This window comes from Pseudomonas taiwanensis DSM 21245, from assembly GCF_000425785.1.
GTDB classification, from domain to species: Bacteria; Pseudomonadota; Gammaproteobacteria; order Pseudomonadales; family Pseudomonadaceae; genus Aquipseudomonas; species Aquipseudomonas taiwanensis.
In genome coordinates this window covers 26113-40504 of sequence record NZ_KE384453.1, presented here as the reverse complement: position 1 = coordinate 40504, position 14392 = coordinate 26113, and the positions used below count along the sequence as shown (strand labels likewise).

At 61.5% G+C, this 14392-nt stretch carries 12 protein-coding genes; 6 read left to right on the top strand and 6 right to left on the bottom strand.

Annotated elements, in window-relative coordinates:
* The 4 genes from H620_RS0124840 to acs all read right to left on the bottom strand — a co-directional run bounded on the left by H620_RS0124840 (nt 1) and on the right by acs (nt 4756).
* Nucleotides 1-699, bottom strand: coding sequence for an ABC transporter permease (locus H620_RS0124840; protein WP_023381597.1), 699 nt, complete (start codon nt 697-699; stop codon nt 1-3).
* Nucleotides 696-1385: an ABC transporter permease gene (locus H620_RS0124835; protein ID WP_023381598.1), complete on the bottom strand. Its 690-nt coding sequence runs from the start codon at nt 1383-1385 to the stop codon at nt 696-698. Before H620_RS0124835 ends, H620_RS0124840 begins: the two co-directional genes overlap by 4 nt.
* Before the next feature lie 88 nt (nt 1386-1473).
* Complete coding sequence (locus tag H620_RS0124830; protein WP_023381599.1) at nt 1474-2259, bottom strand: ABC transporter substrate-binding protein; 786 nt, start codon at nt 2257-2259, stop codon at nt 1474-1476.
* Between the two features lie 535 nt (nt 2260-2794).
* Complete coding sequence (gene acs, locus H620_RS0124825) at nt 2795-4756, bottom strand: acetate--CoA ligase (protein ID WP_023381601.1); 1962 nt, start codon at nt 4754-4756, stop codon at nt 2795-2797.
* A 417-nt stretch (nt 4757-5173) separates the two neighbouring features.
* On the opposite strand from acs, the gene H620_RS0124820 reads away from it, so the two are divergent.
* Nucleotides 5174-5434 (top strand): DUF2790 domain-containing protein, encoded by a 261-nt coding sequence (locus tag H620_RS0124820; protein WP_023381602.1) that lies wholly within the window; start codon nt 5174-5176, stop codon nt 5432-5434.
* Nucleotides 5435-5492: 58 nt separating this feature from the next.
* On the opposite strand, the gene H620_RS0124815 is transcribed toward H620_RS0124820, so the two are convergent.
* A complete protein-coding gene (locus H620_RS0124815; RefSeq protein WP_027908221.1) occupies nt 5493-7052 on the bottom strand; it encodes a sigma-54-dependent phenylalanine hydroxylase transcriptional regulator PhhR in 1560 nt (519 codons plus the stop codon).
* Between the two features lie 254 nt (nt 7053-7306).
* Here H620_RS0124815 and phhA point away from each other — a divergent pair, with 254 nt between their 5' ends.
* The 4 genes from phhA (at nt 7307) to H620_RS0124795 (ending at nt 10182) form a co-directional block, all read left to right on the top strand.
* Nucleotides 7307-8095, top strand: a complete 789-nt coding sequence (gene phhA, locus H620_RS0124810; RefSeq protein ID WP_023381604.1) for a phenylalanine 4-monooxygenase — start codon at nt 7307-7309, stop codon at nt 8093-8095.
* 39 nt (nt 8096-8134) lie between these two features.
* Complete coding sequence (locus H620_RS0124805) at nt 8135-8491, top strand: 4a-hydroxytetrahydrobiopterin dehydratase (protein WP_003254532.1); 357 nt, start codon at nt 8135-8137, stop codon at nt 8489-8491.
* 264 nt (nt 8492-8755) lie between these two features.
* Complete coding sequence (locus H620_RS27620) at nt 8756-8884, top strand: hypothetical protein (protein WP_023381605.1); 129 nt, start codon at nt 8756-8758, stop codon at nt 8882-8884.
* Nucleotides 8885-8982: 98 nt separating this feature from the next.
* Nucleotides 8983-10182: an MFS transporter gene (locus H620_RS0124795; RefSeq protein WP_027908220.1), complete on the top strand. Its 1200-nt coding sequence runs from the start codon at nt 8983-8985 to the stop codon at nt 10180-10182.
* A 107-nt stretch (nt 10183-10289) separates the two neighbouring features.
* On the opposite strand, the gene ydiJ is transcribed toward H620_RS0124795, so the two are convergent.
* Nucleotides 10290-13310: a D-2-hydroxyglutarate dehydrogenase YdiJ gene (gene ydiJ / locus H620_RS0124790; RefSeq protein ID WP_027908219.1), complete on the bottom strand. Its 3021-nt coding sequence runs from the start codon at nt 13308-13310 to the stop codon at nt 10290-10292.
* 152 nt (nt 13311-13462) lie between these two features.
* Here ydiJ and H620_RS0124785 point away from each other — a divergent pair, with 152 nt between their 5' ends.
* Nucleotides 13463-14347: a LysR substrate-binding domain-containing protein gene (locus H620_RS0124785; RefSeq protein WP_023381608.1), complete on the top strand. Its 885-nt coding sequence runs from the start codon at nt 13463-13465 to the stop codon at nt 14345-14347.
* Nucleotides 14348-14392 lie beyond the last annotated feature (45 nt).

Genomic DNA, 14392 nt, shown 5'->3' with positions numbered 1-14392 from the left:
TCAGTGCTTGCGCGGCGCCAGGTAGCCGAGCCAGCGGCGTTCGGCCATCTTGAACAGGCGCACCAGGATGAAGGTCAGGCACAGGTAGAACACGCCCGCCGTGATGTAGGCCTCGAAAGGCAGGTAGTACTGGGCATTGACCGTGCGCGCGGCACCGGTGATGTCGATCAGGGTCACGATGGAGGCAAGACTGGTGGTCTGCAGCATCATGATCACCTCGTTGCTGTACTGCGGCAGCGCACGGCGCAGGGCCGAGGGCAGCAGGATGCGTCGATACATCTTCATGCGCGACATGCCCACCGCCTTGGCAGCCTCGATCTCGCCATGGGGCGTGGCCTTGAGGCTACCGGCGATGATCTCGGCGGTATAGGCGCTGGTGTTGATGGCAAAGGCCAGGCACGCACAGAACGTCGCGCTCGACAGCCATGGCCAGAAGATACTCTCCCGCACCGCCTCGAACTGCGCCAGGCCGTAGTAGATCAGGAACAGCTGCACCAGCATCGGCGTGCCGCGGATCACATAGGTGTACAGCCAGGCCACGACATTCACCAACGGCTGCTTGGAGACCCGCATCAAGCCCAGCGGGATGGCCGCCAGCAGGCCGAACAACAGCGACAGCGCCAGCAGTTTCAGGGTGGTCAGCAATCCACCGAAGTACAGCGGCATCGCCTCCCAGACCACGTTGTAGTCGAAGATCATAGTTCAGCCACCTTGACGCCTACCGAGTAGCGTTTCTCGAGATACCGCAGGGCCAGCAGCGAGACACTGGTGATCACCAGGTACAACGCCGCCACCGCCAGGAAGAAGGTGAAAGGTTCACGGGTGGCATCGGCAGCCTGCTTGGCCTTGAACATCATGTCTTGTAGGCCGACCACCGAAATCAGCGCCGTCGCCTTGGTCAACACCAACCAGTTGTTGGTGAAACCGGGAATCGCCAGCCGGATCATCTGCGGCACCAGGATGCGGAAGAAGACCTGGCGATTGCTCATGCCATAGGCCACGCCGGCTTCGGCCTGGCCCTTGGGAATACCGAGGAAGGCGCCACGGAAAGTTTCCGAGAGGTACGCCCCGAAAATGAAGCCCAGCGTGCCGATACCGGCGACCAGCGGGTTCAGATCGATGTAATCGTCGTAGCCAAGCAGCGGTGCCACGCGGTTGATGATGTCCTGACCGCCATAGAAGATCAGCAGGATCAGCACCAGATCCGGAATACCACGGATCACCGTGGCGTACATGTCACCCAGCCAGGCCAACCAGCGCACCGGCGACAAGCGCAGCGCCACACCGATCAGACCGAGCACGATGGCCAGGGCCATCGACGACAGGGCGAGCTGCAGCGTCAGCCACGCCCCGTCGAGGATGACTGCCCCGTAGCCTTTCAACATGATGAGGTCCTCGACCTAGAGAAATAAAAATGGTGCAAACCTCAGAGCCTCTGCTGTTTGCACCATTGCACAGGTGAAACCCGACGTCTTACTTCGAGTCTGGACCGTAGATGTCGAAGTTGAAGTACTTGGCTTCAATTTGTTTGTATTTGCCATTGGCCCGGATAGCGTCGATGGCGGCGTTGATCCGATCGGCGTTGGCCTTGTCGCCCTTGCGCACGGCGATGCCGACGCCATCACCAAAGTACTTCACATCGGTAAACGATGGGCCGACGAAGGCGAAGCCCTTGCCAGCATCGGTCTTCAGGAAGCCGTCTTCCAGCAAGGTGGCGTCGGCGACGGTGCCATCCAGGCGGCCAGCGGCGACATCCAGGTAGATTTCGTTCTGGGTACCGTAAGGCACGACGGTGGCGCCCTTCGGAGCCAGGACTTCCTTGGCGAAGCGGTCGTGGATCGAGCCACGCTGCACACCGATTTTCTTGCCTTTGAGCTCATCCAGGCTGTCGCTGACGGTGGTGCCTTCCTTCATCACCAGGCGAGCTGGGGTCAGGTAGTAGCGCTTGGTGAAGTCCACCGACTTCTTGCGGTCTTCGGTGATCGACATGGACGACAGGATGGCGTCGATCTTGCGCACTTTCAGCGCTGGGATCAGGCCGTCGAACTCCTGCTCGACCCAGGTGCACTTGGCTTTCATTTCCTCGCACAGGGCGTTACCGATGTCGTAGTCGAAACCGGCGATGCTACCGTCGGGTTGCTTGAAGGCGAAGGGTGGGTAGGCGGCCTCGATACCGATTTTCAGCGGTTTTTCATCGGCCTGCGACACCAGGGAAAACACGGACAGCGCCAGGGCGCCAAGCAGTGCAAGCTTCTTCATCAGGTAACTCCATCGGTACGGGGCAATACGAGGCAGGAGGTAACAGCTGCCCGATATGCGAATGGGTACAACGCGAGCCGCGCAGGTTTCGACCAAGGTCGCAGACCACGAGCGAGTGAGTGGCATTTTAACGACAGCCCGAAAGCCGATATTTCTTCAAAGCGACAACTACTTACAGAAGCGCTTGAAACGGCATCGAGCGATGTTGACAGCCATTGCAAAATATGCAAAAGCGCAAGGAATAGAACCTATTGACCTAGCAATTACCGGGCCTATTATTGGCAAAGCCTTGTAGTACGGCAAGTGCAGCGTGCCGACTTGCAAAAAATGCCTACGCAAATGCACCAAAACCGCACGAACCTGTTTCTTCTTGCCCCGACCTTGTGCGAAATCGGTGACAAAGAGGGTTACCGATGAAAGTCGGGTAACAGGATGTGAGTAAAGCAAAAACCCCGCCGGTTGCCCGGACGGGGTTTTTATTGTTCACAAGGACCGCAGAGCGGCCCCATCGCCGGCGAGCCGGCCTTTGCACGATTTACGCTGAAGCCAGGCTCATCGACTTGTGGGTGTCGATCAGGTGCTGCACCACCCCTGGATCGGCCAGTGTCGAGATATCACCCAGCGCGTCGTACTCGCCGGTAGCGATCTTGCGCAGGATACGGCGCATGATCTTGCCCGAACGGGTCTTCGGCAGCCCTGGCGCCCACTGGATGACATCCGGCGAAGCGATTGGACCGATCTCCTTGCGCACCCAGTTCTTGAGCTCCAGACGCAGTTGCTCGCTGGGCTCGATGCCCGCATTGAGGGTGACATAGACATAGATGCCCTGCCCCTTGATGTCATGCGGCACCCCCACCACCGCCGCCTCGGCGACCTTGGAGTGGGCAACCATCGCACTTTCGATCTCGGCGGTACCCATGCGGTGCCCGGACACGTTGAGCACATCATCCACGCGCCCCGTGATCCAGTAGTAGCCATCTTCATCGCGACGCGCACCGTCGCCGGTGAAGTACATGCCTCGGAAAGTCTTGAAGTAGGTGTCGACGAAGCGATCGTGATCGCCAAACAGCGAGCGCGACTGGCCCGGCCAGGAGTCGAGGATCACCAGGTTGCCCTCGGCGGCGCCCTCGATCAGGTTGCCCAGGTTATCCACCAACGCGGGCACCACCCCGAAGAACGGACGGGTCGCCGAACCGGGCTTGAGGCCGGTAGCCCCTGGCAGCGGACTGATAAGGATGCCGCCGGTTTCGGTCTGCCACCAGGTATCGACGATCGGGCAGCGCTCTTTGCCAACGGTCTTGTAGTACCAGTTCCAGGCTTCCGGGTTGATCGGCTCACCCACCGAACCGAGCAGGCGCAGGCTGGAACCATCGGCGCCCTCCACCGCGGCCTGCCCTTCGGCCATCATCGCGCGGATGGCGGTAGGCGCAGTGTAGAGAATGTTGACCTTGTGCTTGTCGACGATCTTCGACACGCGGGTGATATCGGGGTAGTTCGGCACGCCTTCGAACAACAGGGTGGTGGCACCGTTCGCCAGAGGGCCATAGACGATATAGCTGTGACCAGTGACCCAACCGACGTCCGCGGTGCACCAGTAGACTTCGCCCGGGCGGTAGTCGAACACGCGCTCATGGGTCAGTGCGGCATACACCAGGTAGCCGCCGGTGGTGTGCAGCACACCCTTGGGCTTGCCGGTGGAACCCGAGGTATAGAGGATGAACAGCGGCTCCTCGGCCCCCATTTCCTTCGGCGCGCAGTGGCTGGAGGCCACTTTCATCAGGTCTTCGTACCAGATATCGCGGTGCTGGTGCCAGGCGATGTCGCCACCGGTGCGCTTGCATACGATGATCTTTTGCACGCTATTGGTTTCGGGGTTGGTCAGGGCCAGGTCGACGTTGGCCTTGAGCGGCGTGCGACGGCCACCGCGCACACCTTCGTCGGCGGTGATCACCACCTTCGAGCGGCAGTCGATGATGCGCCCGGCCAGCGCTTCCGGCGAGAAGCCGCCGAACACCACCGAGTGAATGGCGCCGATACGGGCGCACGCCAGCATGGCCACCACCGCCTCTGGAATCATCGGCATGTAGATGGTCACCACGTCACCACGGTGCACGTCCTGGCCGCGCAGAGCGTTGGCGAACTTGCACACCTGCTCGTGAAGTTCGCGATAAGTGATGTTGCGGTGTTCGGAAGGGTCGTCGCCCTCCCAGATGATCGCCACCTGGTCGCCGCGCGTTTCGAGGTGGCGATCCAGGCAGTTGGAGGAAACGTTCAGAGTGCCGTCGGCGAACCATTTGATATCGACGTGGTGGTCGTCGAAAGAGGTCTGCTTGACCTTGGTGAAAGGCTTGATCCAGTCGATTCGCTGGGCCTGCTCACGCCAGAAGCCGTCCGGGTTGATCACCGATTGCTGGTACATGGCCTTGTAGGTGGCCTCGTCGGTCAGGGTAGTGGCCGCAACCTCGGGACGAACGGGATACAGTGGAGCCGCACTCATCTGTGTTACCTCGGTGTAATAGTTGTTGTTGTATGGATTCGTTTGTAACTGTACCAGAGCGGCAAAAGCCATTCGACGTTGGTAGTAGCGGGGCCCGATTTTCCCTGAAGGTTTTTTCACAAACGCTCTAGCCCGCGCCCGGCGGCCCTGCCAGAGGAAAAAACCAAGGAGGTTGCCCAGGGATTGTTACAGATTCTGTCAAAAGGCAAAAAAACTTTATCAAAACACGCTCTGTTTCACCCCACTACCTGGGCATAAACTTCACCTCGCCAACAACGGCAAGGCGATTAACTACTGGTAACAGCCCCCACGAAGGCAACTGTTAATCTCCCTCTAACTGATAGTTGAAACTTAGCTGTACTCGCGGCGCCAAAAGCGCCGCGCACCCCCTCACGACCTTAGAAAGGTAAAATGAAAATGAAAGCGTTACTGGCATTGGTACTTGGCAGTGTTGTTTGCAGCGCAGCGATGGCGGGCGAAGTTGCAAAAGAGGCCGAGCAGATTCCGGTTGAACAATACAGTTACTCGCAGCACCTCGACATCGCCCGCGTGATCTCCATGAGCGAAGTGCCTAATGTCTGCGAAGTAGTACCTGCCCGCATGACCTACGAGGACTCCAAGGGCCAGAAGCACGTTCTCGAATACCGTGTGATGGGTAACGGTTGCTCTAACGGCTAAGTTTCTCTGGCGTTGCGAGCTGGAATGGGGCCCCACTGGGGCCCTTTCGCGTTCTTGACTATTCACCCGACTTGTTGAGCGAATAATCACGCAACTTATTGGCAATCGTCGTGTGCGAAACCCCCAGTCGTTTTCCCAATGCCCGACTGCTTGGGTATTCGGCCATCAAACTTTCCAGTACGGCTTTTTCAAAGCGCCCGACAATCTGCGAAAGGTCCCCGTCCAGGGAAAACTCACCCAACGGTTGGCGCACGCCATAGTCCGGCAAACGAATATGTTCGCTTTTCACCACCCCGCCCTCGCATAACGACACGGCCTGGAACAGCACGTTCTCCAATTGCCGCACGTTGCCTGGCCAATGATAGTGGCCGAGCTTATCCATCGCCGCTGGCGCCAGACGCGGCATCGCACAGCCAATCTGCCGGCTGGCCTGGTCGAGAAAATGCTGCACCAAGCCCTCCAGCCCGTCCATGCACTCACGCAGCGGCGGAATATGCAACGACAGCACGTTGAGGCGGTGGTAGAGGTCCTGGCGGAACTCGCCGCGCGCGCACAATTCAGACAAATCCACCTGGGTTGCACAGATGACCCGGACATCCAGGTACACCTCTTCATCGCTGCCAACACGACGGAAACACCCGTCCTGCAGAAAACGCAGCAGTTTCACTTGAAGACGCGGGCTCATTTCCCCTACCCCGTCGAGGAACAGCGTGCCGCCCGCCGTCAGCTCCAGCAGCCCAAGCTTGCCCTCGGCCCGCGCGCCCTCGAAAGCGCCGGGCCCGTAGCCGAACAATTCGGTCTCCGCCATGGACTCCGGCAAGCCGGCACAATTGAGTGCCATCAACGGCGCTTGGCCACGCGGGCTGGCCAGATGGCAGGCACGGGCCAGCAACTCCTTGCCGGTTCCGGTCTCTCCCTCGATCAACAGGGGCGCATCGAGCGGCGCCATGCGCCGCGCCTCACGCACCACCGCAGCCATCAAGCGTGAACTCTGGAAGATGCTGTCGAAGCCACGCAACTCCTGCTTGCGCACGTTGTAGATGCGCTCGCCGATACGGTCGGCGCGATGCAGGGTCAGCACCGCACCGGCAAGCGCCTCGCTGTCATCGTGCTCGGACTGCAAGGGCGCGATGTCAGCCAGGAATACATCGCCCTTGACCTTGACGCGCATGCCGTTGATACGCGATTTGTTGGCTCGCACCAGCTCCGGCAGGTCGAAATCCTCGACGTAGCGTGTCAATGGCATGCCAGGCACCTCATCGACCCGCACCCCCAGCAGCTGTGCAGCGGTGCGGTTCGCGGCGACGATGCTGCCACCCATGTCGATCGACAGCACCGGAAAATCCAATGCGCCGAGCAACGCGTTGAGCTCCATGTGCCGGCGCTCGCTGGGCATCAGCCCCACGCGCTTGACCCCGAACACCCCGGCGATGGACTCGAACTTTGGCCTCAGCGCCTGGAACTGCAGGTTGATCAGGTTGGGACAGTGCAGGTAAATGGCGTTGCCATGGTCACCCCCCACCTCCCCGCGCAGCACGTTGATGCCGTATTCCACCAGCAGGTTGAGAATGTCCCGAAGGATGCCGATGCGGTTTTGGCAATGGACTTTGATACGCATGAAAGCTCTCGAAGCGCCGAAGTTTTTCACCTGCGCGCGGAAAAGTCGTAAAGATAAGCTGACAAATTCATCGAATTCTCCAGCCTGACGCTGCGGATTTTCAGGCAAAGCGCTGATTTTGTAAAATTATCGTTACAACAACGAGACGAAAAGCGCTAGTCGCAGCCAGGACACACCGTGCAATCGGGCGGTTGAAGGGATATTCCTAGGGTATGTCGTGGACATAACAAGAAAAGCCCTACCAGGAGAGCCACATGAAACAGACGCAGTACGTGGCACGCGAGCCCGATGCGCACGGTTTTATCGACTACCCGCAGCAAGAGCATGCGGTGTGGAACACACTGATCACTCGCCAGATGAAGGTCATCGAGGGCCGTGCGTGCCAGGAATACCTGGACGGCATCGATCAGTTGCAATTGCCGCATGACCGCATTCCACAACTGGGCGAGATCAACAAAGTGCTGGGAGCCACCACCGGCTGGCAAGTCGCCCGCGTGCCCGCACTGATCCCCTTCCAGACCTTCTTCGAACTGCTCGCCAGCAAGCGCTTCCCGGTAGCGACGTTCATCCGCACCCCGGAAGAGCTCGACTACCTGCAGGAACCGGACATCTTCCACGAAATCTTCGGCCACTGCCCACTGCTGACCAACCCCTGGTTCGCCGAATTCACCCATACCTATGGCAAGCTCGGCCTGGCCGCGACCAAGGAACAGCGCGTCTACCTGGCCCGTCTGTACTGGATGACCATCGAGTTCGGCCTCATGGAAACCCCGCAAGGTCGCAAGATCTATGGTGGCGGCATCCTCTCCTCGCCGAAAGAAACCGTCTACAGTCTCTCGGACGAGCCAGAACACCAGGCCTTCGACCCGATCGAAGCGATGCGCACCCCTTATCGTATCGACATTCTGCAACCGATCTACTTCGTGCTGCCCAACCTCAAGCGCCTGTTCGACCTGGCCCATGAAGACATCATGGGCATGGTTCACCAGGCCATGCAGCTGGGCCTGCATGCGCCGAAGTTTCCACCCAAGGTCGCTGCCTGAGCGACCTTGCCGATAACAACTCAAACCGGAAAACAACCCATGAATGCCTTGAACCAAGCCCATTGCGAAGCCTGCCGAGCCGACGCGCCGAAAGTGACCGACGAAGAACTGGCGGAGCTGATTCGCGAGATCCCGGACTGGAACATCGAAGTGCGTGACGGCCACATGGAGCTGGAGCGTGTGTTCCTGTTCAAGAACTTCAAGCACGCGCTGGCCTTCACCAACGCTGTCGGCGAAATCGCCGAAGCCGAAGGCCACCACCCAGGCCTGCTGACCGAGTGGGGCAAAGTCACCGTGACCTGGTGGAGCCACTCGATCAAAGGCCTGCATCGCAACGACTTCATCATGTGCGCACGCACCGACAAAGTTGCCGAGACGGCTGAAGGCCGCAAGTAACCGCACGCCGTCCAAAAGCGGGGGGCGCTTGCCCCCTTTCGCGACGCAAGGCCACACCCACGCAGTGCACGCCCACCCTGTCGGCGGGGCGCAGCGCCTCTGCCTGCGCCCTGGATTCAACGCCCGATATCCGCCCGCAAAACCGACAATTGACCGGCAAAAAGTTCAAACTGTCATCCCGAGTGCTGTATCCTGCCCCAGCTTTTCGAAGCCACTCACGCGCCTGGCGCAGTCTTTTCACTCACTCTTGCGAGGAACGACGAGATGCATGAAATCCCGAATCTTCCCTTCCCAAGCCTGAACCCCGAAGAGCAATCCGTTGCCGCCCACACCGAACCGACGCCTGGCGTCGAGCAGGATGGCGACGATAAATCCAGCGCCGACCAGGAATAACCGCGCACGCCCTCCGACAGTGTGAAAACGGCTGACCCGCGGTCTACCCTTGTCATCGCGTTTTCACACCGTCCAGAACCTCTGCCACGAAGGCCCCCATGCCAGATTCACCGCGACCTCTTGCGGTCACCCAGCAAGTCGTCTCCATCGTTCTCTTCACTTTCATCGGCTACCTGAACATCGGCATCCCCCTGGCCGTGCTGCCCGGCTATGTGCATAACGACCTGGGCTTCAGCGCCGTGGTCGCCGGCCTGGTGATCAGCGTCCAGTACCTGGCCACCCTGCTCAGCCGCCCCACCGCCGGGCGCATCATCGATAACCTCGGCAGCAAGAAGGCCGTCATGTACGGCCTGTTCGGCTGCGGCCTGAGCGGCGTGTTCATGCTGGCTTGCGCCTTCCTCAATGACCTGCCGTGGCTGAGCCTTGCCTGCCTGTTCGTCGGCCGCCTGGTACTAGGCAGCGCTGAAAGCCTGGTGGGCTCCGGCTCCATCGGCTGGGGCATTGGCCGGGTCGGCGCCGAACATACCGCCAAGGTCATCTCCTGGAATGGCATCGCCAGCTATGGTGCTCTGGCCGTCGGCGCACCGCTGGGCGTGCTGATGGTCAAGAGCCTGGGCCTGTGGAGCATGGGAGCGAGCATCCTATTGCTGGGCATCATCGGCTTGCTGCTGGCCTGGCCGAAGCGCGCCGCACCTGTCGTCAGTGGCGTTCGCCTGCCGTTCATGCGGGTATTGGGCAAGGTCTTCCCCCATGGTTCCGGACTGGCGCTGGGCTCGATCGGCTTCGGCACCATCGCCACCTTCATTACCCTGTACTACGCCAGCCGCCAATGGCCCAACGCAGCACTGACCCTGAGCCTGTTCGGCGCGAGCTTCATCTGCGCACGGCTATTGTTCGGCAACATGATCAACCGGCTTGGTGGTTTTCGGGTGGCCATTGCCTGTCTTTCGGTGGAGACCGTGGGCCTGCTCATGCTGTGGCTGGCGCCAAGCGCGGAAATGGCCCTGGCGGGCGCCGCCCTCAGTGGCTTCGGGTTCTCGCTGGTGTTTCCAGCGCTGGGCGTGGAAGCGGTCAATCAGGTCTCGGCGGCCAACCGTGGCGCAGCGGTGGGGGCCTACTCGCTGTTCATCGACCTGTCGCTGGGGATCACCGGCCCCTTGGTCGGTGCTGTGGCGTCGGGGTTCGGATTCGCTTCGATGTTTCTGTTCGCGGCGGCGGCGTCCTGCTGCGGACTTGCGTTGAGCCTGTACCTTTACCAACAGGCGCGGCGAGCCCGCAAAATGCCGCGATCATCCTGAATCGCCAACGCCCTCTTCGCGCCAAAGCCGACCCCACAGATAAGGGCCGCATCAGCCCATGGTTGTGAGTTCATCCACGAAGAGGGCGCCCCGTCTGCGCCCGCGGATCAGCGCTGCGCGTACTGCAACACCACCTCCAGCGGGTGGCGCATCTGCCGCTCGGTCATGCGCTTGACCTGGCTGCGGCACGAATAACCGGTCGCCAGCGCCTCACCTTCCTTGTCCAGCTTGGTCGCCCAGGACTGCTCGAAGATGGTCCGCGAGGTCTGCTGATTGCGCGCCTCATGCCCATAGGTGCCGGACATGCCGCAGCACCCGGTGGCCTCGGTCACCAACTTCAGGCCCAGACGGGCGAACACCTGCTCCCACTGCTTGGTGCTGGCCGGCACATTGGTCTTCTCGGTGCAGTGGGCCATCAGCCGGAAGGTGCCTGGCGCGACCACAGCCTGCTCCGGCAACACCTCCATCAACCACTCCTGGGGTAACAGCACTTTCGGGCACGCGTCCAGGCCCGGCACCTTCTGGTATTCCTGGCGGTAGACCAGGGTCATCGCCGGGTCCAAGCCCACCAGCGGCACGCCACAGTCGGCCAGCGCCTTGAGCTGGGTAGCGTTGCGGATCGCAGCCTTGGCGAAGGCGCCCAGGAAGCCTTGCACATGCAGCGGCTTGCCATTGGCACTGTAAGGCGCCAGAAATACCCGATGGCCCAGGCGGTGGGCCAGCTCGATGAACGATGCCAGCAGCGGTGTCTCGAAGTACCGGGTGAAGGCGTCCTGCACCAGCACGATGCTGCGCTCGCGTTGGGCCGGGGTGAGCTCACGCAGGGCCGGTACGCTGGCCACACCCACCCGGCAGCGAGTCAGGGTCGACTGGAAGTTGAAGCGGCTGATCAGCGGGCTGTCGACCATCCCAACCTTATCGGCCAGCAGCTTGCTGACCCATTTCGAGCCCATCACCGCGTTGTAAATCCCTGGCGCATGAGCCAGGTACGGGATGGTGAATTCCAGCGAGCCGATCAGGTAGTCACGCAGCGGACGCTGGTAGCGACCGTGGTACAGCTCAAGGAAGCGCGAGCGGAAGTCTGGAACATTGACCTTGATCGGGCACTGACCCGCGCACGACTTGCACGCCAGGCAACCGGCCATGGCGTCGTACACCTCGTGGGAAAAGTCCGCCTGCCCCTGCTGACGGGCGCGATTGTTGCGCAGGCGTGCCGGCAGGCCCTTGAGCCAGGACACCTTGTTGCGCGCCACCGCCAGCACGTCGACATCGGCTTCGCCTTGCAGGCGCAGCCACTCACGCATCAGCGAGGCACGGCCCTTGGGCGAGTGCTGGCGCTCGCGGGTGGCCTTCCACGAGGGGCACATGGCGTCGTTGGGGTCGTAGTTGTAGCAGGCGCCGTTGCCGTTGCAGTGCACGGCGCTGGGGAAGTCCTGCCACACGCGCTCGCTGATGGTACGGTCGAGATCGCCGCGCAAGGTCACACCATCGACCGGTGTCAGGCCTTCGGCGCTGTCCGGCGGGGTGCAGATCTTGCCTGGGTTGAGCTGGTTATGCGGGTCGAAGGCGCCTTTGAGGCGCTGCAGCGCCGGGTAGAGTTCACCAAAGTACTCCGGCACGTATTCCGAGCGCAGGCCTTTGCCGTGTTCGCCCCACAGCAGGCCACCATAGCGTTTGGTCAGCGCCGCCACGGCGTCGGAAATCGGCTTGACCAGCGCCGCCTGGGCTGGATCTTTCATGTCCAGCGCCGGACGCACGTGCAGCACCCCGGCGTCGACATGGCCGAACATGCCGTAGGACAGGCCATAGCCATCGAGCAGGGCACGGAAGTCAGCGATGTAGTCGGCAAGCTGCTCTGGCGGTACCGCGGTGTCTTCCACGAAGGGCTGCGGGCGCACTTCGCCCTCGACGTTGCCCAGCAGGCCCACCGAGCGCTTGCGCATGGTGTAGACCCGCGTGACCGCGTCGCCCCCCTCAGCCAAGGTGTGGCCCAGGCGTTCGACGCTGGTGTCATTCTGAAGGTGCTCGATGAACGCCTGCACCCGGGCGCTGACCTCGGTTGGCTCGTCGCCGCAGAACTCCACCAGGTTGATGCCCAGGGTCGGGCGCTCGGGGTCGGCGGGGAAATATTCAGCCACGCTGTGCCAGACGATGTCTTTCATCGCCAGCATCAGCACCTTGGAATCCACCGTCTCGATCGACAATGGCTTGAGCGCCATCAGCGCATTGGCATCGCGCAGGGCATCCATGAAGCTGGTGTAGCGAACGTTCACCAGCACCGCATACTTGGGAATCGGCAACACGTTGAGCTTGGCCTCGACCACGTAGCCCAGCGAGCCTTCGGCACCGCACAGCACGCTGTTGAGGTTGAAGCGGCCCTGTTCGTCGCGAAGGTGCGCCAGGTCGTAGCCGGTCAGGCAGCGGTTGAGCTTGGGGAAGGTACTTTCGATCAGCTCGGCCTGGGTTTCCTGGATTTCGCGAGCCATGCGGTACACCTCGCCGACCCGGCCAGGTGCGGCGCAGGCTTGCTCCAGCGCCGCATCATCGATCGGCAGGCTGTGCAGGCGCTCACCGCCAAGCAGCACGCTGTGCAACTCCAGGACGTGGTCGCGGGTCTTGCCGTAGGTGCAACTGCCCTGGCCGCTGGCGTCGGTATTGATCATGCCGCCGACAGTGGCACGATTGGAGGTGGACAGTTCAGGGGCGAAGAACAGACCGTGGGGCTTGAGCGCAGCATTGAGCTGGTCCTTGACCACCCCCGCCTGAACCCGCACCCAACGCTCCTGGACGTTGATTTCCAGAATCTTGTTCATGTGACGCGACAGGTCGACGACGATGCCGTCGGTCAGCGACTGACCGTTGGTGCCGGTACCACCGCCCCGCGGGGTCAGCTTGACCTGCTGGAAGCGTGGCTCGCCCATCAGTGTAGCGACCCGCGCCACGTCGTCGGCGTCCATCGGGAACACCGCCGCCTGGGGCAGGCGCTGGTAGATCGAGTTGTCGGTGGCCAGCACGGTGCGCGTGCCGTAGTCGGCACTGATCTGGCCACGGAAGCCGCTGCTGCGCAGGGCTTCGAGAAATTCGGGGTAGTTGGCGGCCGGCGCGCGGGTGGGCAGCTGGGCGATCATCGAAGGATGGCCTCTTGATATGGGCTAATTCACGGAAATCCTGTCTTTCCGGCATGGTTCGCTGTATGCACGGATGACGAATAGGCCCATGTTCCTGTACTTTCGCCCCAGGGGCAAACGGATAATCCTGCCGCTATCGATGACTTTTATGAATGAATTACCGCCACCTGACCCCTTCGATGTCGCTACTCCTGGCCTTCGAAGCTGCCGCCCGGCATGAAAGCTACACCCGTGCCGCCGCCGAGCTGTCCCTGACGCAGAGCGCGGTCAGCCGGCAAGTGCAGGCCTTGGAGCAGCAGCTTGGCCTGACGCTGTTCCGGCGCGAGGGCAGACAGGTGCAGCTGACCGACGTTGGCCGCCTGTACCAGCGCGAACTGAGCGAGGCGTTGGGGCGCATCCGCAACGCGACCTTGCAGGCCCTGGCATACCAGTCCGGCGTCGGCACCCTGCGCCTGGCAACCCTTCCCACCTTCGGCTCGAAATGGCTGCTACCTCGCCTGCATGCGTTCTACAGCGCGCACCCAGGCATGCTGGTGCATATACATTCACGCATCGAAGCGATCAACTTCGACACCAGCGAGATCGACGCGGCCATTGGCGTGGCCAGCCACGACTTGCCGGGCCTGATCTGCCATCGCTTGCATGCCGAAGAGCTGGTGGTGATCCTGCCGTCCGAAGCCGGCAACGACGCCCAAGGCTGGGAGCCGGCGCGGATCAGTGAAGAAGTGCTGCTTAACGTGGCCAACAACCCGCACGCCTGGGGCGAATGGTTCTCGCACCATGGCCTACCCCACCGGGCCATGCGCCTGGGGCCCAGCTTCGAGCTGACCTCACACTTGATCCAAGCGGTACGGGCCGGAATCGGCATCGGCCTGGTGCCGAGAATCCTGGTGGAGGAGGAACTGGCCAAGGGTGAGCTCTTCAGCCCAGGGACCGCCTTTGCCAGTCAACGCAGCTACTACCTGATCTACCCGCCGAGAAATGAGGCGCTGCCGTCGTTGCGGGCGTTTCGCGGGTGGTTGCTGGAGCAGATCTGATGGGCTGGTTGCCTGCAGCGACCCTCAACGTCGGCAAACCGCCCT

Coding starts and splice junctions, on each gene's coding strand:
- H620_RS0124840 (WP_023381597.1), bottom strand. CDS start 699: ATGATCTTCGACTACAACGTGGTCTGGGAGGCGATGCCGCTGTACTTC.
- H620_RS0124835 (WP_023381598.1), bottom strand. CDS start 1,385: ATGTTGAAAGGCTACGGGGCAGTCATCCTCGACGGGGCGTGGCTGACG.
- H620_RS0124830 (WP_023381599.1), bottom strand. CDS start 2,259: ATGAAGAAGCTTGCACTGCTTGGCGCCCTGGCGCTGTCCGTGTTTTCC.
- acs (WP_023381601.1), bottom strand. CDS start 4,756: ATGAGTGCGGCTCCACTGTATCCCGTTCGTCCCGAGGTTGCGGCCACT.
- H620_RS0124820 (WP_023381602.1), top strand. CDS start 5,174: ATGAAAGCGTTACTGGCATTGGTACTTGGCAGTGTTGTTTGCAGCGCA.
- H620_RS0124815 (WP_027908221.1), bottom strand. CDS start 7,052: ATGCGTATCAAAGTCCATTGCCAAAACCGCATCGGCATCCTTCGGGAC.
- phhA (WP_023381604.1), top strand. CDS start 7,307: ATGAAACAGACGCAGTACGTGGCACGCGAGCCCGATGCGCACGGTTTT.
- H620_RS0124805 (WP_003254532.1), top strand. CDS start 8,135: ATGAATGCCTTGAACCAAGCCCATTGCGAAGCCTGCCGAGCCGACGCG.
- H620_RS27620 (WP_023381605.1), top strand. CDS start 8,756: ATGCATGAAATCCCGAATCTTCCCTTCCCAAGCCTGAACCCCGAAGAG.
- H620_RS0124795 (WP_027908220.1), top strand. CDS start 8,983: ATGCCAGATTCACCGCGACCTCTTGCGGTCACCCAGCAAGTCGTCTCC.
- ydiJ (WP_027908219.1), bottom strand. CDS start 13,310: ATGATCGCCCAGCTGCCCACCCGCGCGCCGGCCGCCAACTACCCCGAA.
- H620_RS0124785 (WP_023381608.1), top strand. CDS start 13,463: ATGAATTACCGCCACCTGACCCCTTCGATGTCGCTACTCCTGGCCTTC.